The sequence below is a fragment of the Halorubrum sp. SP3 genome, assembly GCF_005435195.1.
GTDB classification, from domain to species: domain Archaea; phylum Halobacteriota; class Halobacteria; order Halobacteriales; family Haloferacaceae; genus Halorubrum; species Halorubrum sodomense.
In genome coordinates, this window is the sequence record NZ_SGTU01000021.1 from 17154 (window position 1) to 40407 (window position 23254).

At 70.5% G+C, this 23254-nt stretch carries 18 protein-coding genes and 1 tRNA gene; 10 read left to right on the forward strand and 9 right to left on the reverse strand.

Going from position 1 to position 23254, the window contains the following annotated elements; all coding sequences use genetic code 11:
* Positions 1–30: 30 nt before the first annotated feature.
* Positions 31–1038, reverse strand: coding sequence for a PrsW family intramembrane metalloprotease (locus EXE42_RS13675; RefSeq protein WP_092920519.1), 1008 nt, complete (start codon positions 1036–1038; stop codon positions 31–33).
* Between the two features lie 122 nt (positions 1039–1160).
* Here EXE42_RS13675 and EXE42_RS13680 point away from each other — a divergent pair, with 122 nt between their 5' ends.
* The 3 genes from EXE42_RS13680 (at position 1161) to EXE42_RS13690 (ending at position 7146) form a co-directional block, all read left to right on the forward strand.
* Complete coding sequence (locus tag EXE42_RS13680) at positions 1161–1553, forward strand: hypothetical protein (protein ID WP_092920518.1); 393 nt, start codon at positions 1161–1163, stop codon at positions 1551–1553.
* A 2-nt stretch (positions 1554–1555) separates the two neighbouring features.
* Positions 1556–3076, forward strand: a complete 1521-nt coding sequence (locus EXE42_RS13685) for a DUF402 domain-containing protein (RefSeq protein ID WP_137706728.1) — start codon at positions 1556–1558, stop codon at positions 3074–3076.
* A gap of 188 nt (positions 3077–3264) precedes the next feature.
* Positions 3265–7146, forward strand: coding sequence for a glycoside hydrolase family 97 catalytic domain-containing protein (locus EXE42_RS13690; RefSeq protein WP_137706732.1), 3882 nt, complete (start codon positions 3265–3267; stop codon positions 7144–7146).
* A gap of 39 nt (positions 7147–7185) precedes the next feature.
* Here EXE42_RS13690 and EXE42_RS13695 read toward each other — a convergent pair whose 3' ends face one another.
* The 3 genes from EXE42_RS13695 to EXE42_RS13705 form a co-directional block, all read right to left on the reverse strand.
* Entirely contained in the window at positions 7186–7521 is a 336-nt protein-coding gene (locus EXE42_RS13695) for a NifU family protein (protein ID WP_092920516.1), read from the reverse strand.
* A 135-nt stretch (positions 7522–7656) separates the two neighbouring features.
* Positions 7657–7995: a hypothetical protein gene (locus tag EXE42_RS13700; protein WP_137706729.1), complete on the reverse strand. Its 339-nt coding sequence runs from the start codon at positions 7993–7995 to the stop codon at positions 7657–7659.
* An 84-nt stretch (positions 7996–8079) separates the two neighbouring features.
* Entirely contained in the window at positions 8080–8688 is a 609-nt protein-coding gene (locus EXE42_RS13705) for a 2Fe-2S iron-sulfur cluster-binding protein (protein WP_092920514.1), read from the reverse strand.
* 135 nt (positions 8689–8823) lie between these two features.
* Between EXE42_RS13705 and EXE42_RS13710 the strand changes: the two genes are divergently transcribed.
* Positions 8824–9306, forward strand: coding sequence for an RNA-binding protein (locus tag EXE42_RS13710; RefSeq protein ID WP_092920513.1), 483 nt, complete (start codon positions 8824–8826; stop codon positions 9304–9306).
* A gap of 431 nt (positions 9307–9737) precedes the next feature.
* On the forward strand, positions 9738–10589 hold the full coding sequence (locus EXE42_RS13715) for an endonuclease/exonuclease/phosphatase family protein (protein ID WP_092920512.1): 852 nt from the start codon (positions 9738–9740) through the stop codon (positions 10587–10589).
* Positions 10590–10599: 10 nt separating this feature from the next.
* Here EXE42_RS13715 and EXE42_RS13720 read toward each other — a convergent pair whose 3' ends face one another.
* Entirely contained in the window at positions 10600–11358 is a 759-nt protein-coding gene (locus tag EXE42_RS13720; RefSeq protein ID WP_092920511.1) for a DUF1028 domain-containing protein, read from the reverse strand.
* Between the two features lie 474 nt (positions 11359–11832).
* On the opposite strand from EXE42_RS13720, the gene EXE42_RS13725 reads away from it, so the two are divergent.
* The 5 genes from EXE42_RS13725 (at position 11833) to EXE42_RS13745 (ending at position 20540) form a co-directional block, all read left to right on the forward strand.
* A complete protein-coding gene (locus EXE42_RS13725; protein ID WP_092920510.1) occupies positions 11833–13908 on the forward strand; it encodes a PrkA family serine protein kinase in 2076 nt (691 codons plus the stop codon).
* 1 nt (position 13909) lies between these two features.
* Entirely contained in the window at positions 13910–16312 is a 2403-nt protein-coding gene (locus tag EXE42_RS13730) for a kinase anchor protein (protein WP_137706730.1), read from the forward strand.
* On the forward strand, positions 16303–17679 hold the full coding sequence (locus EXE42_RS13735; protein WP_092920508.1) for a DUF444 family protein: 1377 nt from the start codon (positions 16303–16305) through the stop codon (positions 17677–17679). Before EXE42_RS13730 ends, EXE42_RS13735 begins: the two co-directional genes overlap by 10 nt.
* Positions 17676–19748, forward strand: a complete 2073-nt coding sequence (locus EXE42_RS13740) for a SpoVR family protein (protein WP_137706731.1) — start codon at positions 17676–17678, stop codon at positions 19746–19748. Before EXE42_RS13735 ends, EXE42_RS13740 begins: the two co-directional genes overlap by 4 nt.
* Before the next feature lie 78 nt (positions 19749–19826).
* Positions 19827–20540 carry a hypothetical protein gene (locus tag EXE42_RS13745; protein WP_092920506.1) on the forward strand — a complete coding sequence of 238 codons (714 nt, stop codon included), beginning with the start codon at positions 19827–19829 and terminating at the stop codon, positions 20538–20540.
* Positions 20541–20580: 40 nt separating this feature from the next.
* Here EXE42_RS13745 and EXE42_RS13750 read toward each other — a convergent pair whose 3' ends face one another.
* The 4 genes from EXE42_RS13750 to EXE42_RS13765 all read right to left on the reverse strand — a co-directional run bounded on the left by EXE42_RS13750 (position 20581) and on the right by EXE42_RS13765 (position 23162).
* Positions 20581–21297, reverse strand: coding sequence for an alpha/beta hydrolase (locus EXE42_RS13750; RefSeq protein WP_137693648.1), 717 nt, complete (start codon positions 21295–21297; stop codon positions 20581–20583).
* 1 nt (position 21298) lies between these two features.
* Complete coding sequence (locus EXE42_RS13755) at positions 21299–21913, reverse strand: VOC family protein (RefSeq protein ID WP_137693647.1); 615 nt, start codon at positions 21911–21913, stop codon at positions 21299–21301.
* Between the two features lie 223 nt (positions 21914–22136).
* Positions 22137–22979, reverse strand: coding sequence for a hypothetical protein (locus EXE42_RS13760; protein WP_092921299.1), 843 nt, complete (start codon positions 22977–22979; stop codon positions 22137–22139).
* Positions 22980–23086: 107 nt separating this feature from the next.
* Positions 23087–23162 (reverse strand) — tRNA-Cys (locus EXE42_RS13765).
* Between the last annotated feature and the right edge of the window lie 92 nt (positions 23163–23254).

Genomic DNA, 23254 nt, shown 5'->3' on the forward strand with positions numbered 1-23254 from the left:
CGGGACCGCACCGCGAGCCGGACCGGCGGACTACGGCTCGAACTCGTCGAGGTCGGGCTCCATGTCGGGGTCGACCGCGTCGCGCGTGTCGAGGTACGCGTCCCGGTACCGCCAGATCTTTCGGAGGAGGACGTAGCCGAACGCCCCCTGAAAGGCGAGGACGAAGCCGAACAGCGCGACGATTTGCGAGAGGCCGAACAGCTGCGAGGCGATTCCCGTCACCGGGCCGACGAGCGTGTTGTACAGCGCGTGGATCGCCGCCGCGATGACGAGTCCCTTGACGATGATGGGGCCCCGGTTCTCGGGGTTGAACTTCGCGAGCCCGAGGTAGTAGCCCGCGAACGCGGAGTAGACGACGTGGCCGGGCCCCGCGAGCGCCCGGAGGGCCGCGATGCCGTCGCCCGCGCCGAGCGCTGCGATCCCGACCGTCAGTTCCGCCATGTCGACGTTCTGAGCGATGTACACGAAGTTCTCGATGACGACGAATCCGAGTCCCGCGATGGCGCCGTAGATGGCACCGTCGATGACGGCGTCGAACCGGTCGTCGTTGTACGCGTACAGTCGCACCGCGAGCAGCTTCACCGACTCCTCTATCGGGCCGACGACGACGAAGAAGAACACGACGATCCCGAGGAAGCCGAACGGCTGGAAGTACGGCTGGAGCACGCTGTTCAGTATCGCTGCGAACGTCGCGGTGAGGATCGACAGCAGGAACGTCGCCACCAGTAGCGACAGCGGTTCGGCCGTCGTGACGTCCGAGACGTACACGTATGCGGCCAGACCCAGCGCGGGGACGACGGAGAGGCCGAGGAGGATCGCGATGGCCGGATCGAAGAGCAGCCCCAGCCCGAACGATCCGAGGATGGCGAGGAGCCCGACGAAGGCGACGAGGATGACGCCGGCCTTCGCGGAGCGCGTGAGCAGCCAGTACAGCGCGACCGACAGCCCGTCGAGGGAGGTCCGCTCCTCCCAGGTCGCGACGTCGTAGAGGTCGCGGTCGTCGGCCCGGGACGCGATCGGGTCCTCGTCGGATGGCATAGGGATCGTTTGCCTCCCCGGTGACTTAACTAATTGGCGCAAGCGAGCGATTCACCGGGGGAAAGCGGGCCGCGCCGCGGCGCGGCCGACAGCGTTGAAACGGCGGCGGCCGAAGGCGGGGTATGCACTTCGACGCACGGACCCAGCGCGCCCTCCGCGAGGCCGGGCTGGACGCCGACGCGATAACCGACGCCTCGGACCGAGTTGCCGAACTCGTCGCCCGCGACGCCGACCGGCTTCGGGCGTTCTTCGACGGGGACGGACCCGCCTACTCGGACATGGAGATGGCCCACAGCGCGGAGTCGGTCCAAGAGCACGCGACCGCCGACGTCGACCTGTTCACCCACGGGAGCGACCTCCGCGGCTACCTCTCGCTCGACGGGTGGGGCGTCCCGGTCGAGGGCGGGCGGATCCTCCGGGAGGACGACGGCGGCGACCCGGTCGTCGTCGAACTCACCCTCGGTGACACGGTGAACGACCGGGTCCGGTTCGCGCGCGAGCGCGAGGCCCTGTGACGATGGCCCGGGTTCGCGTCCGCGGCATCTACGCGACGGCGCTCACCGCGCGGCTCCTCGACGCCGGCCACGAGGTCGTCGACGCCTCGCCGCCGATCCGCCGGCGCTTCGACGCCGAGTTCCCGAAGGAGCCGCCCGACGTGCGGATCGCGACGAGCAGCGACCGGCAGGGCGTCGGGGCGAGCGGCGACCCGGACGCGGTCGACGCGGTCCGGGCCCTCCTGACCGACGCGGGCCGCGACGCGCTCGCGTGGCCGGATCCCACGCCGCCCGGCGCCGTCCTCGACGGGGAGGTGACCGAGACGCTCGGCGGGGGCGCCGTCGTCGACCTCCGAGCCGGCGACGGCCGAGCCGACGGCGACGGCGGCGACGCGGCGGGCACGCCCCCGGGGGGCGCCGAGGGGTACCTCCCGTACGGCGACGTCGACGCCCGGGTGGAGACGGGGGATTCGGTCCGCGTTCAGGTCCGCGAGTCGGCGGCGCCGTGGACCGACCGCCGCCCCGAACTCGCCGGGGAGCTGCGGGTCGGCGGCGACCTCGTCGCGCTCGAACCGGGATCCGGAACGCGGGTCGACGTCCGGGACGACGAGGCCGCGAGGGAGCTGTCCGGGATGATCGACCTGCTCGGTCTCGAACCGCCGGCGGGGTGGCGGGCGGTGTGGCGACCCCCGTCCGTCGACGCCGACACGGCGGCGCTGACCGCGGGCCTCGACGCCGCGGTCGACGCCGCCGAGGAGCTGTGCGCGACGGTCGGGCCGGCCGACGGCGAGAGCGACGGAGGGACCGACGGCGAGGGCGGACTCGGCGTCCTCGACGACCGAAGCCGCCTCCGTGACGCGCCGATCGCCGCGCCGAACGTCGGCGTCTGGGCCTGGTTCGGGCGGGAGAGCCGGTTCGGGCTCGACGACGCGCGCCGGACCGCGACCGCGACGATGCCGGGCCACCATCGCGTGAAGGCCGGTTCGGCGGACGCTTCGGCGGGCGTGGACCTCGCGGAGGCCCTCTGTGACCCCGACCCCGAGGCCGAGTTCCCCTTCGCGGTCGTGACCGACGCGTTCGGTCCGCGGGAGGGCGACGCGCTCCGGATCGACCACGGGAAGCCGGACGGTCGCCTTATCACTCTCGGCGAGGGGACGGTGACGGGGGTCGACCCCGACGGGACCGTCACCGTCGAGCGCGAGATGACCGGCGGCGGGACCTACGACGGACTGGGCGTCGCCCGCGAGGCCGGCGACATCGCCGAGACGAGCCTGAAGGAGGGCCGGTGGTGGTATCCGACGACGTACCGGGGACGCGACGGGACCGTCCGCGGGACGTACGTCAACGTCTGTACGCCGGTGGAGGTGTTCCCCGACGCGGCCCGGTACGTGGACCTCCACGTCGACGTGGTGAAACGCCCGGACGGCACGGTCGAACGCGTCGACGACGACGTCTTAGACGAGTCGGTCGCGGGGGGAGACACTCCCGAGCCGCTCGCCGAAAAGGCCCGGAGCGTCGCGTCAGCGCTGGAAAACGCGCTGTAAGGCGGCCGGAGCACAGAGGGTCCCGGCCCGGGCACGGCGACGTGTCGACTCGGTCATTTCGAAATCCGATCACTTCGCTGCGTTACAATAACATTATTATTCATGAGAGACACGGTGGGGACGGAATGCGTGAGAAACAATTACAGCAGACGTTCAACGAGACGACACGACGGGGGTTCCTCGGAAGCGTGGGGGCGCTGGTGGCCGCGGCCGCGTACTCGGGGAGCGTCGCGGCCGACGACGCCGCGCAGATAGCCAACGACGCGGACGACCCGGTCCAGACGGTGGCGTCGCCCGACGGATCGATCGCGGTCACGGTCGACGTCAGGGACGGGGTGCCGACCTACGAAGTCGCGCGCGGCGGGACGACGTACGTCGGGCCGTCGACGATCGGATTCGACTTCAAAAATCAGGCGGCGTTCGGCGCAAGCGCCGGGGGGTCGGACGGTCCGGTGGCCGTCACGGGCACCGAGCGCGAGTCGACGACCGAGGAGTGGGACCCGGTGTGGGGCGCCTACGAGTCGGTGTCGGCGGAGTACAACGCCCTGAGCGTCGGTCTCGCGGACGCCGCGGAGAGCGGATCCGGCGGCTCCGGGGCGGACAGCGCGGACGGGTCCCGGAGCGCGACCCTTCAGCTCCGCGTCTTCGACGACGGTATCGGGTTCCGGACGGTCCTCGGAGAGGGGTTCGCGAGCAACTCGGAGCGGGCGGTGGTCGCCTCGGAGAACACCGGCGTCGACTTCGCGGACGACTACGACGCCTGGTGGATCGGAAACGCGGTGACGAACCCGCGGTTCGAACAGGAGTACGCCGAGACGCCGCTGTCGGAGATTCCCGCCGGAAGCGAGCCGCGACGGCCGAACGGCACCGAGATGCGCAGCGGGGCGCACACGCCGCTTACCGTGGACGCGGGCGACGCGTACCTGAGCGTTCACGAGGCGAACCTCGACGACTACGCGGCCGCGACGCTGGCGCCGCGGAGCGACGACGGCGGGACGGCGTTCGCGACCGAGCTCACGCCGCTGCCGGACGGCACGAGGGCCTCCCTCGAACTCCCGGCGGCGACGCCGTGGCGGACGGTCCAGGTCGTCGAGCGCCCGGGCGAACTGATCGAGTCGCAGCTCGTGCCGCTGCTCTCCGACTCGCTCGACGAGGACGCGCTGCCGACGGTCGGTGGCGAGCCCGACACCGACTGGATCGAGCCCCGCAAGTACGTCGGCATCTGGTGGACGATGATCGCCGGCCAGGCGAACTGGGAGTACAAGACCGACGACGAGGTCCGGGCCGACGACGGCGACCCCGCGGCCTACATCCACGGCGCTCGGACCGAGCGGATGAAGCGATACATGCGGTTCGCGAGCGAGAACGGGCTCGACAGCGTGCTCGTCGAGGGGTGGAACCAGGGCTGGAGCACCTATCCCGGGGACGGCTCCGGCTTCGAGTTCGGCGTCGACGACTCCTACCCCGACTTCGACGTGCCCGAGGTGACCGACTTCGGCGCGTCGCTGCCGGACCCCGTCGAGATGACGATCCACAACGAGACCGCGGGGAACCTCCCGCAGTACGAGTCCGCGATCCTCGACGAGGACGTGTTCGCGGGGTACGAGGCCGAGGGGATCAACTCGATCAAGAACGGGTACGTCTCCGACCGGGGACTCGGCATCGACGGTGACGGCTCCGAGCCGACCCACAACCAGCACAACCAACTCGCGGTGAACCACCATCGCCTGGTGATCCGGAACGCCGCGGCGGACCGGCAGCTCTTAGAGATCCACGAGGGGATCAAGCCGACCGGCGAGATCCGCACCTACCCGAACGTGGCGAACCGCGAGGTGGTGAAGGCGCAGGAGTACGACGGGTTCGGCCAGCTCGGCTCCAACGTCGGCCGCGACCACCACGTCACGCTGCCGTTCACGCGAAACCTCGCGGGCCCGGTGAGCTTCCAGCCGGGGATCTTCGACATCACCTTCAACGACGACCGCGGCGACCAGATCCAGACGACGCGCGCGAAGCAGCTCGCGATGTACCCGACGTACCTCAGCGGCCTCCAGATGGCGGCCGACCGGATCGAGGGGTACGTCGACGAGACGTTCGCGGTCGGTGAGGCGCTCCAGGCCGCCGCCGGCGAGCTCGACGGGCTGGTCACCAGCGACAGCTGGCGGGACGCGTTCGGGACCAACTACGTCGCGGTCGATCCCAACCGCGCGCCGAGCGGGTCGTCGGTGTCGTTCACGGTCGAGGACGTGCCGAGCGCCGGGACGTACGACCTCCACCTCCGGTACGCGAGCGACGCGGAGGAGAACGCACAGCGGGTGAAAAACGCCGGCACGCCGCGGGCGACGCTGCGCGTCAACGACGAGACCGGAACGATCGAGCCCGACTTCACCGACTACTGGGACGACTGGCAGGTGTTCACGACGCCGGTCGAACTCGACGCGGGCGACAACGAAATCGCGATCGAGCTCGACTACGCGCAGGGCGAGAGCGGCTTCACCGGCGACGTCGGCGGCTTCAACCTCAACACCGTCGCCGTCACCGAGTCCGGCGAGCCGTCGCCGGTCCCGGCCGAGTACGAGGGGTACGAGCCCGACAGCGAGAACTTCGACGCCGAGCCCGAGTTCGCCTTCATCGAGTCGGTCCCGGCGGCCGGCTGGGACGAGACGCGCGTGGTCGGCGCCGCGATCGGCGACTACCTCGCGATCGCCCGCCGGCACGGCGACGAGTGGTACGTCGGCGCCATGACGAACGGCGACGGCCGCGCGGTCGACGTGCCGCTCGACTTCCTCGCGCCCGGCAACTCGGGGAACGCACCCGGGAACTCCGGCGACGCGCCCGGACGCGGAAAGGGGCGGGGCAAGGGCCGCGGCAACGGCCGTGGAAACGGAAACGGCCGCGGCAACGGCCGAAACGGCCCGAAGTACGTCGCTGAGATCTACTCGGACGCGGTCGGCACCGGTGTCGACCGCGACCCGACCGGCGTCCGCATCGACGAGGCGGTCGTCACGCCGAGCACGACGCTACTCGCGTCGCTCGCGCCGAGCGGCGGGACCGCGGTCAAACTCCGGCCGGCGCGGGGCCGCGAGATCAATCGCTTGCCGGAGTACGAACGGCCGGAGCAGGAGTTCTCAGTAACGATCGACGAGCGGGCGGCCCTCGGCGAATCGTTTATTTCGGCAACCGGTTCCAACGACGCCGGCTTCGTCGGCGGGACGACCGTCGAGATCTTCGTGGACGGCGAGTTCGCAGCGGTCGACAACGTTCGGCTCCCGCCGAACGCGACGAACGAGACCGTCGACCTCGGCTTCCGGATCACTCGGCGCGATGACTTCGACGTCGTCGTCCGCGAACCCGACACCGGTCGAAAGCTCGCCTCGGCGACTGTCACGGGTGTCATCGGAGAATCTGTCTCCGAGTTTACCGACCCGCAGGGTGATGACAACGGTCCCGGAGGGTACACATACCCGACGAATGGCGCGTTCCGGGAGGAGGAGGGGGCGTTCGACCTGCGTACGTTCACGGTCTTCGAGACGGACGACAGCTGGCGGTTCGCGTTCGAGGTGGAGAGCCTGTACGATGCGTTCGGCGGGGAGTTCTCCCCGCACTACTTCGTGGTCTATCTACGCGACCCGGAAACCGACACCGGGCGTACGACCGAAATCGGCGACCTGAACGTCACCGCCGAGTTCGCCGAGCCGTGGCAGTACCGCGTTAGAGCAAGCGGCTTCGGCGGGGGAGTTGTCAACGCGAGCGGGACCAACCTCGGATCGCCGGAAACGTTCGTCGAACTGGATACGAACCTCGCCGTTCTCTCGGTACCGAAGGAGTCGGTCGGGGGCACCGACATCTCCGACTGGGAGGTTCTTCCGGTTGTCGGCTCGGAGAGCTTCGGCTCGTTCCGCGACGTACAGGTCGGCGAGCCCGGTGAGTTCGTCTTCGGCGGCGCCAAGGAGGGCGCGGCCGACAACGCACCACGCGTGATCGACATGATCACGCCCGAGGGCGTCTCGCAGTCCGACGCGCTCGACTACGGGCCGAACTCGCTCGCGTCGCTGCCGTTCACGCCGCTGTAGAGAGAAGAGAAGCGACGGACGCCCTCCGGCCCGCCCGATTCAGAAGTGGTTCGCGGACTCGGTCTCGTGTTTCAGCTCGCCGCCGCGGCCGCCCTCGACGGTCGAGGCGCCGTTGTCACCGGAGGAGGCGGTTCGCACGGTGACGTTGTCGACCTCCTCGAAGTCCATGATGAGGTCGCGGCGGATGTTGTCGGCGGTGATGTTCGAGATGCCGCACCCGGAGCAGGTGCCGCCGAGTTCGACGACGACCTCGCCGGTCTCGGGGTCCGCCTCGCGCACGACGCTCGTGCCGCCGTGCATCTGGATGATCGGCATCTGTCCGACCATCCACCGCTCGACCCGGTCCGCGAGGCTCTCGTCGCTCTCGTCGCTCATTGCCCGTCCTTCGTCGCCGACGGTATGGAAAGTTGCGGTTTAGGAGCGGTAAAACAGATCGAAAGGAATTGTGTCATCGTCGATGAGACGGAACGAGCCCGCGAGGGCCGCGGCTCCGTCGCCGTCGTCGAGCGACTACCGCTCCGGCTCGTCGCTCCGGTCGGCGGAGTCGCCGGACTGGCTCGGGAGCCGGGTCGGGTCGGCCGCGTCGTCGCCGTTCATCGAGTCGTCGCGTTCGAGCAGGTACAGCAGCGGGCCGAGCGCGGTCAACACGAGGACGCCGGGCAGCGGCGCGTCGGGGACGAGGACCAGCGTGACGAGGCTCGCGCCGCCGGTGAGGACGACGAGCGCGGCCCAGGTCGCCGGGGAGCCGAGGTCGACGCCGACGCGGACCGCGTCGCGGTAGACGGCCGCGGCGATCAGCGCGACGGCGACGCCCCCGCCGCCGGCGACGAGCGTCGTGGTGACGGACATACGAGCGGTTGGAGCGAGACGCGAAAAAGGGTGTCGCGAGCGAACGCGACGGGAAAACGAGACGAGGCGGCGAAAGCGGGAGGACTACGGCGCCTCGCCGGTCTCGATGCTGAAGGAGTCGCGCGGGTAGGCGACGCAGGTGAGCGTGTAGCCGTCGTCGATCTCGGCCTCCTCGAGCATCTGCTGGTTGTCGTGCTCGACGAAGTCCTCGCTCGGCCCGTCCGTGATCTGACCGGCACAGGAGACGCACTGGCCCTGGCGGCAGGCGTACGGGAGGTCCCACCCCTCGTCTTCGCCCTGTTCGAGGATGGGCTGGTCGTTCGAGAGCTCGACCGTCTCGCCCTGCTTGACGAACTCGACCTCGAAGTACTCCACCTCGTCTTCGGGGATGTCGCCCGGGCCGGAGCCGGCGGTGCCGCCCTCTTCGAGCTCGCCCTCCTCGCCCTCGGCACCGCCGGCCGGGATGGCGCCGCCGCCCCCGCCGCCGCCGCCGACCGCGCGGTTGCCCGGTTCGGGGAACTCGGTCTCCGGAACGGCGGACGCTCGGTGTTCGAGCACGTCCTCTGAAATGTCGGTCGTGGGTTCCCAGCCCGTTCCCTTCACCGAGGTGACGAGGACGATGAGCAGCGTCGCAATCGCCCCGAGAACGATCGCGGGCGGGTTCGCGACGTTCGCAATGAGCGGGTTGAGCATACGAACCGATATGGAGAGGTGGCATAAGGCCGTTTTGATCGGTCCAACCGCGTGGGAGCCCGGACGGCGGGGGCCGGCGGACGGGGGACGCCGCGGAGCGGTCCATTTATCGGCCGAGCGGTCGACGGGACGGGCATGGAAGTGAAATCCCGGCACCACCTCCGGAGCGACGAGATCACGGCGATCCGCGAGGCGGTCGCCGACCACCTCGGGGTCGACATCGACGGGGACACCTTCGAGTTCGTGGAGTTCGTCGACGCCGGCTACGAGCTCGTCTTGGTCGACGGCGACCCCGCCGTCTTCTACGTCGACGACGACGAGCCGTTTCTCACGGTCCGCGGCGCGAACGACTTCGACCCGGAGGCGGGCGTCGTCACCGTCGACGCGGGCGCAATCTCGTTCGTCTCGGACGGGGCCGACGTGATGCGTCCCGGTATCGTCGAGGCCGATCCGGAGATCCGCGAGGGCGAGCTGGTCGTCGTCGCCGAGGAGACGCACGGCAAGGTGCTGGCCGTCGGTCGCGCGCTGGTCGACGGCGACGAGATGGCCGGCGACAGCGGGAAGGTCGTCGATTCGATTCACCACGTCGGCGACGACCTCTACGAGTTCTCGGTGTGAGCGCGAGCGGTGCCGGCGACGACGCTATTTGTAAATAGAACTGCGGTGGCGTCGCCGGCGGCTCTGCCGCCGGCTGTAAGAGGCGCGTCGCGCCTCCCTGCGTGCCTGCGAGCGGCCGGAGCGAAGCGAAGGCCGCGAGACAGCACGCGCGAGGGAGTCGGGCGCGACGAGGGCGACCGAAGGGAGCCCGAAGGACGCGCCCAACGAGGCTGGGGAGGCGTGAGGTGCCGTGCGGGGCGGGACTCGAAGGGGCGGTTCTCGGGAACGGTATTGGTCACGTATCGCCTCCCAACTGGGGATTCGGCGGTGTTCGCTGCCGATCCGCACGCACCCGCTTATAAATAATCGGCATCAGACCCACCGACCACGACGCGAGCGAACGCGCGATCGCTCCGCGTCTTTTAATCGCCTCGCCCGCGATTTCCGACGTAATGACCGGGATCCGGGTGTTAAGCTACAACGTCCGCTACGCCAACCGCGGCGACCACCACGACGCCTGGCACGACCGCCGGGACGCCGTCGGGCGACTCGTCCGGTTCCACCGCCCCGACGTCGCCGCGTTCCAGGAGCCGCTCCCCGAGCAGCGCGAGGACCTCCGCGAGCGGCTCCCGGCGTACGAGTTCGCCGGACGCGGCCGCGAGGCCGGCGGCGAGGGCGAGGGGTGCCCGATCGCGGTCCGGAGCGAGCGCTGGGAGGTCGTCGAGGGCGACACGTTCTGGCTCTCCGAGACGCCCGACGAGCCCTCGACCGGCTGGGACGCCGCCTACCCCCGGATCGCGACGTGGGCCCGGGTGCGCGCCGTCGACGGCGACGCCGCGCTCCGCGTCGTCAACACGCACTTCGACCACGTGAGCGCCCGCGCGCGACGCGAGTCCGCCCGGCTGCTTCGCGATCGGATTCCGGGAGCGGCGACCGCCGGAAACGACGAGGCCGACGGGTCGACCCCGATCGTCCTCGTGGGCGACCTCAACTGTACGCCGGGGTCGGATCCGCACCGAATCCTCGTCGGCGACGACTCCGGAGCCGACGACGACGACGCTCCCGGAAACCCGACTGCCGACGACGGCCTCTCGCTCCGCGACGCCGCGGCCGCCGCCGACCTCCGACACGGCCCGGGGACGAGCCTCACCGACTTCGCCCGCCTCATCGACGACCGGCGGATCGATCACGCCCTGGTCTCGCCCGGGGTGTCGGTCGAGGCGTTCGCGACCCTCGCGGACCGGGACGACCGCGGCCGGTACCCGTCCGACCACCTGCCGATCCTCGCGCGGCTGTCGGTGTAGCGAGGGAACGCTACTCGCCGTCGCTCGCTCCCGCGTCGCCGGCGTCGGCGTCGGTGTCGTCCGCCTCGTCGTCGGTCTCCGCCTCGTCTTCCTCCTCCGCGTACTTCTCCAAAATCGTCTCGTAGCCGCGCTTCGCGGTCTCGTACGTCTCGCGGAGGTCGGCCACCGGCGTCTCGCTCGCGTCGACCCGGAGGTCGTCATAGTACGGGTCGTCGGCCTCCTCCTCGGTGTTCCGCACGAGCAGCGCCGCGGACTGGACCTCGAGGTCCTCGCGCTTGTCGCCGCCCGCCGCGTGCCCGGCCGCGAGCGCGTCGATCAGCCGCTCGGCGAGCGGCGCGTCGCCGTGGGCGTCGGACTCGTAGGCGGCCGCGGTGTCTGCGATCACGTCCTCGCCCGTCAGGAGGTTGCCCGCGACGGTGTAGTTCTGTCCCTCCCGGTGGCCGTACCAGTCGTTACACTCGTCGCCGGAGAACGCGAACGTCCCGTCGGCGTCGACGCCGTGAAGCTGGCGCTGGGCGCTCCCCTCGTCGGCGTTGAGGAGGGCCTCCAGCGCGTCGTCGACCGCGAGGCCGTCGTCGAGATACTCGATCCCCTTCCGCCCCAACTCGACGTTGACGAGCGACTGGGTCGCCACCGCGCCGTCCGAGGAGGCGAACGGACAGAGCGTCCCGACGCCCGGCAGTCGAGTGGTCACCGCAACGCCGAACCGGATCTGGTCGTCGCCGCCCTCGTCGGTGTACCGCTCGCGAACGCAGATGCTGAACGTCACACGCGCACTGGGCGGGCGTCGGGCAAAAGGGTGGGTTCCGGGGGCGAGCTTTCCGGTTCTCCGACGGGGAGACCGGACGGCGCGCCGTCCGGGCGATGTACGGCCCCGACGGCGCGCACCGCGGTCGGCGCGCGCGAGCGATCCGCGGGGGTCGCGGGCCGCCCCGCGCCGTGGATCTCACGGGGCAGTCATAAGACCGGCCGACGGACCGTCAGCGAACCGGGCGGATCCGGTGAGGGCGACGGCGCCGCCCGTCCGTGACGCGTGTCAACTGGCGACACGCTTATCCGTGGCAATCCCCGGCACATATATAGCCTCGGATACGGGCGAGGCGACCACAGGCACCGACGCGCACTCCGACGATGCGCCGCTCGCGGCTCGACGAGCTGTTGACACGCGCACGGAGAGCGGCGGCTCTGACCGTCGCGACGGGCGCCGGCGACGTCGCCACCCCCTCCGAGCGAACGTGATACGATGGCAGACCGACACACGCTCGAACGGCTCAGCGAGGAGTACCGGACGGCGGTCCCCGACGACCTCAGAGCGGCGCGCTCGTTCGACTGGTACCTCGACGCGCTGTACGACGACCCCGAGATCGCGCGGAACGCGCACCAGCGCGTCGCGGACATGTTCGACCACTACGGGACCCACTACGACGAGGAGCGCGGCGTCGTCGAGTACGCGCTCGCCGCGGAGGACCCGCTCCACGACGGCGAGAACGTCTTCTACGGCCGCGAGGTCCACGAGGCGATCCACGAGTTCGTCAACAAGGTGAAGTCCGGGGCCCGCGGGCTCGGCCCCGAGAAGCGGATCAAGCTCCTGCTCGGTCCGGTCGGCTCCGGCAAGTCACACTTCGACTGGCTCGTGCGCCGCTACTTCGAGGCGTACACCCGCGAGGACGCCGGCCGGATGTACACCTTCCGCTGGGTCGACCTCTGTTCGGTGATCGACGACCAGGACCCGGACGACGACGCCGTCCGCTCGCCGATGAGCCAGGACCCGCTCGTCCTCCTCCCGAAGCCGCAGCGGCAGGCGGTGATCGACGACCTCAACGAGCGGCTCGACGCCCCCTACACGCTCCGGAACGACCAGCACCCCGACCCGGCATCGGAGTTCTACCTGAACGAGCTGCTCGCGCACTACGACGACGACTTGGAGCGCGTGCTCGACGAGCACGTCGAGGTCGTCCGGCTCATCGCAGACGAGAACCGCCGCGAGTGCATCGAGACGTTCGAGCCGAAGGACAAGAAGAACCAGGACGAGACCGAGCTCACCGGCGACGTCAACTACGCGAAGCTCGCCGTCTACGGCGAGTCCGACCCGCGGGCGTTCGACTACGCCGGCGCGTTCTGCAACGCGAACCGCGGCCTCTTCTCCGGCGAGGAGCTGTTGAAGCTCCAGCGGGAGTTCCTCTACGACTTCCTCCACGCCTCCCAGGAGTCGACGATCAAGCCGAAGAACAACCCGCGGATCGACATCGACCAGGTGATCGTCGGGCGGACGAACATGCCGGAGTATCGCGAGAAGACCGGCGACGAGAAGATGGAGGCGTTCAACGACCGCACCAAGCGGATCGACTACCCGTACGTGTTGGAGTACGAGGCGGAGGCGAAGATCTACGAGAAGATGCTCGCGAACGCGGACGTACCGAACGTCCACGTCGAGCCGCACGCCCTGGAGATGGCGGGCCTCTTCGGCGTGCTCACTCGCTTAGAGGAGCCGACCGACGAGACGGTGACGCTCGTGGAGAAGGCGAAGGCGTACAACGGCGAGCTGGAAGACGAGGAGATCGACCGACGGAAGCTCCGCGAGGACGCCGCCGAGTCCGCCGACGTCGGCGAGGGGATGGACGGCATCTCCGCGCGGTTCGTCGGCGACGAGATAGCCGAGGCGATCATGGACGCCACCCACCGCGAGCGGGGGTACCTCTCGCCGTTGTCCGTCTTCGATCACTTCGAGGCGAACCTCGGAGGCCACGGATCGATCGCCGCCGAGGACCTCGACCGCTACGAGCGCCTCCTCGACCGCGTCCGCGAGGAGTACCGCGAGCGCGCCATCGAGGACGTGCGCCACGCGTTGGCGTACGACGTGGACGAGCTCCGCCGACAGGGCGAGAAGTACATGGACCACGTGATGGCGTACATCGACGACGACACCGTCGACGACGAGCTGACCGGGAGGGAGACCGAGCCGGACGAGACGTTCCTGCGCGCGGTCGAAGAGCAGCTCGACATCCCCTCCGACCGCAAGGACGACTTCCGACAGGAGGTGTCGAACTGGATCTCGCGGCGCGCCCGCGAGGGACGCGGCTTCGACCCCCAGGAGAACGACCGGCTCCGGCGCGCCCTGGAGCGAAAGCTCTGGGAGGACAAGAAACACAACATCAACTTCTCGGCGCTGGTGTCCGCGACCGACCTCGACGACGAGGACCGGAGCGCGTGGGTCTCGGCGTTGGTCGACCGCGGCTACTCCGAGGACGGCGCCGCCGAGGTGTTGGAGTACGCGGGCGCGGCGGTCGCGCGCTCGGAGATAGAGGACGGCGAGGACTGAGATGAACGACCGCACCCGATCCGACGGCGATGGGTTCCTCGACGCGGCCGACGAGGCGCTCAGGGGGGCGTACGACCCGCCGATGAGCCTCGCCGCCTACGTCGATCGCGTGTTAGAGCACCCGACCGCGGCCGCCTCCGGCGCGGGGTACGTCCTCGCCGCCGTCGAGTCGTTCGGGACCCGCGAGGTCCGCGAGCGGGGCGAGACGCTCGACCGGTACCGCTTCTTCGACGACCCGGCGAACGACGGCGAACACGCCGTCCTCGGCAACACCCGCGCGCTCAACGCGTTCGTCGACGACCTGCGCGCGGCCGCGACCGGGCGGGGCGGCGACGAGACGATAGTGTGGATCGACGGGCCGACCGCGACCGGGAAGTCGGAGTTCAAGCGGTGCCTGGTCAACGGCCTCCGGGCGTTCTCGAAGACCGACGCCGGCCGGCGGTACACCGTCGAGTGGAACGTCGCGGGCGCCGGGGGCGGCGTCGGCGGGGGCGGCGCCGCGCCGGCGTCGCTCTCGTACGGCGACGGCGGGGACGCCGGAGAGTGGTACCGCAGCCCGGTCCAGTCGCATCCGCTGTCGGTGTTCCCCGAGGCGGTCCGGGAGTCGATCGCCGACGCGGTCGACGGCGACGCGTACCCGATCGCCGCCGACGTGGAGCTCGACCCGTTCAGCCGCGAGGCGTACGACCACCTGGAGTCGGCCTACCGCGAGCGCGGGCGCCGCGACCTCTTCTCGGCGATCACCGACCGGGACCACCTCCGGGTGACGAGTTACGTGGTCGACGTCGGCCAGGGGATCGGCGTCCTCCACGCCGAGGACGACGGGACGCCGAAGGAGCGGCTCGTCGGCTCGTGGATGGGCGGCATGCTCCGCGAGCTCGACTCGCGCGGCCGGAAGAACCCGCAGGCGTTCAGCTACGACGGCGTGCTCTCGCAGGGGAACGGCGTCGCCACCGTCGTCGAGGACGCGAGCCAACACGCCGACCTGCTCCGGCGGCTGCTCAACGTCCCCGACGAGCGGCGCGTGAAGCTCGACAAGGGGATCGGGATGGACGTGGACACCCAGCTGATCGTCATCTCGAACCCCGACCTCGACGCGGAGCTAGACCGGCACGCCGAGCGCGGCGACGCCGACCCGCTGAAGGCGCTGAAGCGCCGGCTCTCGAAACACGAGTTCCGCTACCTCACGAACCGCCGGTTGGAGGCGCGGCTGCTCCGCCGGGAGATCGCCGGGGCCACCGCGGTCGAGGAGGACGCCGACGGAGCCGGCGGCGACCGCGGGAGCGACGCGGACGACGACGCCCGGGGCCCGGGCGCCGCGCCGCTGTCGATCGAGGTCCGGGAGTCCGACGGGAGCCTCGTCGAGCGCGAGCTCGCGCCGCACGCGGTCGGGGCCGCGGCGCTGTACGCGGTCGTCACGCGGCTCGACGGGGACGACCTCCCCGGCGACCTCGACCTGGTCGAGACCGCGGAGCTGTACGAGACCGGCGAGGTCCGGCGCGGCGACGACGCGGTGACCGTCGACGACGTCGACCTCGCCGCGGGGGACGGACGCAACGGGATCCCGGTCACCTACGCCCGCGACGCGGTCGCCGACCTGCTCGCGACGACCGCCGACCGGAGCCACCCCGACCTCCCCGTCGAGCGCGTCGTCACCCCGACCGACGTGCTCGACGCGATGGCGGACGGGCTGGCCGACGCGCCCCTCTTCTCGCGGGCCGAGGCCGCGGAGTTCGAGGGGCGGCGCGGACCGGTCGCGGAGCGGATCCGCGAGCGGCAGCGCGAGGACGTGATCGACGCGGTGCTGGCCGAGGAGACCGTCCCGACGGAGACGGTCGCGGAGTACGTCGAGCACGTGTACGCGTGGGACGAGGACGACCCGACTGAGCGCGACCGCGAAGACGAGGCGCCGGACCCGCTCGCGATGAAGGTGTTCGAGACGGAGACGCTCGGGCGGTTCGACGAGCGCGACTACCGCGGGACCGACCCGACCCGCGACGTCGAGCGCTTCCGGCGCGAGCGGGTGATCCGCGGGCTCACGCGGTACGCGTGGCGCAACCGCGGCGAGGAGTTCAGCGTCGACGAGGTCGACCTCGGGGAGGTGCCCGAGCTGGAGGCGGTGATCGACGCGAACGACCTCGCCGACGTGAAGCGCCGGTTCCCCGACCTCGACCCCGCCGCGTGGCCCGACCCGCCAGCCGACACCGAGACGGAACGGGTGAAGGCGGAGACGATAGCCCGCCTGTGCGAGCGCGGGTACAGCCGCGCGTCCGCGGAGCTGACGAGCCGCGCCGTGATGGAGGACGTACGCGAGGAGTGGCCCGACGTCGACGCCGGCCGCGCCGGCGACGAGGCACCGAACGGCGGCGCCGACCGGAACGGGGGTGGTGACCCGTGGGACTGACCGAGGACCGCGAGCGGTTCCGCGAGGTGGGCGAGAGCCGCCGCGAGGACCTCGCGGAGTTCATCAGCCGCGGCGACCTCGGCGGCTCCGACGCCGAGCGGATCCGGATCCCGATCAAGGTCGTCGACCTCCCCGCGTTCGAGTACGACCAGCGCGCCGCCGGCGGGGTGGGGCAGGGCGGCGACGGGCAGCCGCAGCCCGGTCAGCCGGTCGAGCCCGAACCGGACGACGGCGACGAAGCGGGCGACCCGGGCGAGGAGGGCGGCGACCACGAGTACTACGAGATGGACCCCGAGGAGTTCGCCCGCGAGCTCGACGAGGCGCTCGGGCTCGACCTCGAACCGAAGGGCAAGCGGGTCGTCGAGGAGGTGGAGGGCGACTTCACCGACACCGCCCGCGCGGGGCCGCGGGGCACCCTCGACGTCGACGAGTTCTTCAAGCGCGGGCTGAAGCGCCACCTCGCGACCGACTTCGACGAGGCGTACGTCCGGGAGGGGCTGTTCGTCGACGGCGCCGACGTCGACGACGTCTTCGCGTGGGCGCGCGGGAAGGGGATCCCCGTCTCGCGGGCGTGGATCGCCGACGCGGCCGCGACCCTCGAAGACGAGCGGGGCGAGCCGGTCGCGGCGCTCGACCGCTGGGAGAGCTTCGACGCGCTCGACGCCGAACTCGACCGCGAGCCCGTCACCCACCGTATCCGCCGGGAGGGGCTCGAGAGCGTCCCGTTCCGCCGGGAGGACGAGCGGTTCCGCCACCCGGAGGTGATCGAGAAGCGCGAGCGCAACGTCGTCGTGATCAACGTCCGCGACGCCTCCGGCTCGATGCGCGAGACGAAACGCGAGCTCGTCGAGCGCGTGTTCACCCCGATGGACTGGTACCTGACTGGGAAGTACGACGCCGCCGAGTTCCGGTACGTCGTCCACGACGCGGAGGCGTGGGAGGTCGACCGCGAGGAGTTCTTCGGGGTCCAGTCGGGCGGGGGCACCCGTATCTCCAGCGCGTACGACCTCGCCGAGGAGATCCTCGAGGAGTACCCGTACTCGGAGTGGAACCGGTACGTGTTCGCCGCGGGCGACTCCGAGAACGCCGGCAGCGACACGACGAACAACGTGATCCCGACGATGGAGTCTATCGACGCCAACCTCCAGGCGTACGTCGAGACCCAGCCCGGCGACGGCGCGGCGAACGCCCGCCACGCCGACGAGGTCGAGGAGGCGTTCGGCGACGCCGACGACGTGGCGGTCGCGCGCGTCACCGAGCCGGACGACGTCACGGACGCCATCTACGAGATACTCAGCACCGAGTCGGCCGAGGGGGCGGACGCCGGCGGGGCCGCCCGCCGGACCGACGGAGGTGGGAGCCGATGAGGGACGACCGGATCGAGGCGAAACGCGAGGCGGAGGCGCTCGACGAGCCGGCCCGCGAGGCCCGCGAGCTCGCGGAGCGGCTCGGGCTGGAGCCGTACCCCGTGCGGTACTGGGTGGTTGACCACGACCAGATGAACGAGCTGATCGCCTACGGCGGGTTCCAGCGGCGCTACCCGCACTGGCGGTGGGGGATGAACTACGAGCGGCAGTCGAAGTTGGACCGCCACGGGCTCGGGAAGGCGTTCGAGATCGTCAACAACGACGACCCGGCGCACGCGTTCCTCCAAGAGTCGAACTCGGCCGCCGACCAGAAGGCCGTCATCACTCACGTCGAGGCGCACGCGGACTTCTTCGCGAACAACGAGTGGTTCGGGCTGTACGCCGACCGCGGGGAGGACGGCCCGAACGCGGCGGCGCGACTGGAGCGCAACGCCGACCGGATCGCGGCGATCGCGAGGCGGGCCGAGGTCGATCGCGACGAGGTGGAGCGCCTGATCGACGCCGTGACCGCGTTAGAGGACACGATCGACCAGCACAGCCCGGTCGACGCCGCCCGGTCGGTCGAGGAGCCGGGGGTCGCCGCGGACGTGAGCGACGGCGACGAGGACCCGCTCGCGGCGATCGAAGCGCGGATCGACGACCTCGACCTCTCCGAGGAGGTGCGCCGCGACGTGTTCGACGACGAGTGGCTCGAATCGAGGGGCGAGGGGATCGAGCCGGAGGAACCGCGCCCGGACGTGCTCGCGTTCCTACGCGATCACGGGAAGCGGTACGACCCGGAGAGCGGGAAGGCGGTCGACCGCGAGCCGTGGGAGACGACCGTCATCGACGCGATCCGCGAGGAGGCGTACTACTTCGCCGGGCAGAAGCAGACGAAGGTGATGAACGAGGGGTGGGCGACCTACTGGGAGTCGATCATGATGGGCGGCGAGGGGTTCGCCGGCCCCGACGAGTTCCTCACGTACGCCGACCACATGTCGCGGGTGCTCGGCTCGTCCGGACTCAACCCCTACAAGCTCGGCTTCGAGCTGTGGACGCACGTGGAGCTGCGGGCGGCGCGCCGGGAGGTGCTCGACAAGCTGCTCCGCGTCGAGGGGGTGACGCCGGAGAACTTCCACTCGCGGGTCGACCTCGACGAGGTCGCGGACCTGCTCGAACCGGACCCGGCGATCGCGGGCGCCGGGCCGGCGACGCTCGACGAGCTCGCCGACCTCGCCGCCGCGGGCGATCCGCGCGTCGACGCCGAGGCGGTCGACCGGGCGCTGTCCGTCCGGAACGAGTCCGGCGGCGACGCCCCGAGCGACGGTGGGGACGAGATCGACGTCGAGCGGTACCCGTGGAAGCTGCTCACGCGCGAGGGGCTCGCCGAACGCCACTACGTCCTCTCGCGGCCGGAGCACCGCGGCGCGCTCCGGAACGTCTCCCGGGAGGCGCTCGAAGAGCAGGCGCGGTACCTGTTCGACGTCGACCGGTACGAGACGGTCGCGGCGGCGATCGACGACGTCGACCGCGCGGCCGGCTGGGAGCGCATGTTCGAGGTGCGCGAGAGCCACAACGACGTGACGTTCGTCGACGCGTTCCTCACCGACGAGTTCGTCCGGGAGGGGAACTACTTCACCTACGAGTACAGCCGAGCCGCCGAGGAGCACCGCGTCGCCAGCGTCGACGCCGACGACGTGCGGAAGAAGCTGCTCCTCCGGTTCACGAACTTCGGGAAGCCGACGATCGTCGTGCTGGACGGGAACTTCCGGAACCGGGGCGAGCTGCTCTTAGGCCACCGGTACAACGGGGTCGCGCTCGACGAAGAGCGCGCAACGGCGACGCTGAAGCGCGTCTTCGAGCTGTGGGGCCGGCCGGTGAACCTGGCGACGATCCGCGTCGAGTACGACGACGGAGCCGTCCGGCGCGCGAAGCGCCGCGGCGAGGAGCCCGAGGGCACCGAGGTCGGCGTGCGGTTCCAGTACGACGGCGGCGAGGTGACCGAACACGACCTCAACAAGGCGATCGAAGAGCGCATCGCCGCCGACGAGGTCGACTACGACACCAAGCCCGACGACTGGCTGGCGTGAGGCGCGAAACCGCCGACGGATTCGGCCGCCTCGGCGGTCCGGACCGACACTTATAGCCGTGGAGCGACAACCTCGGGCATGGACGCTCCGGAGACGGAGGGAGGCGAGCGCGAGACCGAACGCGCGGAGACCCTCCCGGAAGGGACGCCGCTCGCCTTCGCGGACCGCGACCCCGCGGCCCTCGACGACGCGACGGAGCTGTACCTGTTAGACCGGCACGCCGTCGGGGACGGCACCGTCCGGGTTCAGCTGATCGACTGGGAACGCGACGGCGATGTCGTCCTGGTCGCGTACGCCCTCCCGACCGGCGAGCGGCGACACGACCGGTACCGGTGGCCGACCGCGGGGCGATACGACGAGAGCGACTTCCTCGCGCTGGTCCGCGGGCTCGGCTATCCCCCGGCCGCTGCCGACCTCGTCGCCGGGGAGTTCGCCCGCGCGCGCAGCGAGAACGGCCGCTGGCGGATCGTCACCGGTCGACGGCCGGGACCGGTCGAGGGCAACGGTGCGGACGCGGGCAGTACCCGCACGGAGCGAGGCCGAAGCGACGGCGACACCGCTCGCGGCGCCGCCCGGCGAGAGACCGTCTCAGGGCTCCGGTCTCGTGTCCGGCGCGTCGACCCGATGGCGACGGGGATCGTCGCGGTGACGCTTTTCGTCCTCGCCGTCGGCCTCCCGGCGTCGCTCGCGACGGTGACGGGGGGCATCTCGGCCGCGCTGACGGCGCTCGGGGGTGCGCTGTTCGTCGGGGCGCTGGCGGCGCTGGGCCTGTCGATTGCCGTAGCGCCGTGACGGCCTCGGTGGGCGGACAGCCGAACCGCGGAAGGAGAGCCTACGACAGCGACGCGACCAGCTCCGACACCGCCGCGACCTCGTCTTCGTTGATCCCGTGGCCCATCCCCTCGTAGATCCGCTCGTCCACGTCGGCGCCGAGCGCCTCCAACACCGCTGTCGTCTCGTGGACTCGCTCCTCGGGAATGTGCGGGTCGACGTCGCTACAGCCGACGAACGCGGGCGTGCCGGCGAGCGGGCCCTCGTCGCCGTCCGCCGGCCCGCCCTCGCCGGATTCGACCGCGCCCGCGAGGTAGTCGTCGACGTCGACCGTCTCACCGATCAGGCCGCCGCTGAAGACGGCGAGCCCGCCGTAGCGGGTCGGGTTGCGGGCGACGAACTCGCTCGCGAGACACGCACCCTGCGAGAAGCCGCCGACGAGGACGCCGTCGCGGGCGATCCCGGCGTCGACCGCGCGATCGACCGCCGATCCGACCGCCCGGAGCCCGGAGCTCCGACCGGGCTCGTTGTCCGCGACCGGGGCGAGGAAAGAGTTCGGGTACCAGGTGTTGCCGGCCGCCGCGGGTGCGAGGATCGCGACCTCGCGGTCGCCGACCAACTGCTCGCCCAGGTCGACGACGCTGCGAGCGGTCGCGCCGCGGCCGTGGACGAGCACGAGCGCCGCGTCCGCGTCGTCGAGCGACGTTCCGGCCGTGACCAGCGGTTCGTCGCCGTGGGGGTCGTCCCCCGCGTGCGGTCCCGGAGAGCGGTCGGCCATCTCAGACCCCCACGCCGGCGTCGGCGTCCGGCAGGTCGTGTTTGTTCACGGGGAGTCCGAGCTCCTCGAGGGCCCCCTCCATGTGGCGGTCCTGGGCGAAGTCGGCGCCGTCCTCCTCGCGGAGGCGCTGCGCGGTCGCGAGCACTTCGCCCTTACGGTCGTCGGGAATCTCGTACTTGTCGGCCGACAGCTCGATGACGAGCCCGTTGTTGTCCTGAGTGTAAATCGAGTGGAAGATACCCCGGTCGAACACGTTGTACCCCTTCCCGGCCTCCTCGAGGGCCGCCATGATCTCCTCGTACTCGTCGGGTTCGACGCTGAAACACAGGTGGTGGACCGCCCCCGTGTTGACGCGCTGGCCGCGAGCGGACGCCCGCTCGTCGCTCACGAACACCGTGAGTATCCGGCCGTCGCCGGTGTCGAAGAAGAGGTGCGTCTGCGAGGGGTCGTCGAGGTTCGGCTGCCGCAACACGAGCGGCATCCCGAGCAGGTCGCGGTAAAAGGCGAGCGTGTCCTCCTCGTTGCTCCCCCAAACCGTAATGTGGTCGGTCCCGCTGGTGTGGAACGGTGCGTCCGGAAGCTCCGACGTGACCGGAGCCCGATTCTCGTCGCTCATACCGATCCGAAGGCGACCGAGCCGTATAAAATCGAGAGGGACAGGACCGTGACCGGCTGACACCGATGTTATCGGCGCGAGCGTTCGGCACGCTTCGTCGCCGTGCCCCGCGCGCCAGCAGCCGACGAACCACCGGATCGCGCGCTTCCGGTCCTCGTCCAGCGGTCGCAGTCGGTGAAATTTCAGGAAATTAACCCGAACAACGACCCGGGCCGACCGGAAATCAGTACCGCGACGGGATAAACGCCATCCCCGCGAGCAGTACCGAGGACAGCAGCGAGAGGACGAGTACGCGTGAAAGACCGCTGTTGTACTGGTTGAACCGATCCATCTCGGCGACTTGCGCCTCGTACGCCTCGATGTCCGTCGACATCCGAAGCGTCGACGCGTCGGGGAAGTGCGCGATGTAGTCCGTGTCGCCGAGCGTCACGACCGACTCCTGAGCGACGTCGATCGTCTCCGTCTGGGTCGCCTGCCACACGAGAACGGCGCCGTCGGCCGTCACCTCGTCGACGGTGACCGTCTGTCCGTTGTATTCGAGCGTCTCGCCCGTCGCGTACGAGCGTTCCTCGGGCTCGCGGAAGTACTCGTCGACGGGCACCAGCGTCCGCTCACCGGAACCGTCAGTCACCGCGACGTACTCGCCGTCGTCGAGGGTCACCGTCTGATTCTCGGCCGCGTCGTCGGCTTCGAGGATCGCCTGCCGGTCGAGCACCTCAACGAGGGTGAACTCGGTGGCGTTCCCCCCGGGGATCTCGACGCGCCAGTTGCGGTCGCCCACGGCGACCGTCGACCCGTTCGCCCACGTCTCGGACATCTCGGCGGTGTACTCGCGTTCGAGTGTCCCCGAAATCACCGTCGTCGCCGCACCGCCGTGCCCGCCGCCGCCTTCCTGCGTCTCCGAGATATCGGTTACCGTGTACGACTCTCCCCCAACTTCGATCGAATCTCCTTGAGAGACATCGATCTCCGGGTTCTCGAGCGCTATCTCCGGACTATCGGCCGTCGCGGTCAGCGCGCCCGCCACACCCGCGATGGCGAGGAACAGCGCGACGAACACGGCCACAGCGCGTCGTTGCATGGTTCACGCATGGGTCACCCAGTGTTTAACGGTTACTAAGCGGGTCAGTTCATGGGACCGATCACGACTGCCGAGTCCCGAAGAAAATTGAAAGCCAAGGGCCGGATTTGAACCGGCGTTGGGCGGCTCTGCAGGCCGCTGCGTCTGACCGGACTCTGCCACCTTGGCGCCAATCGCACCTACCGCTGTCGAGCGTTTAAGCCTAGCGGTCGGGTGCGGTTGCTCTGTGTATGAAAACAGCCCACGGACGTGCGGTCCGT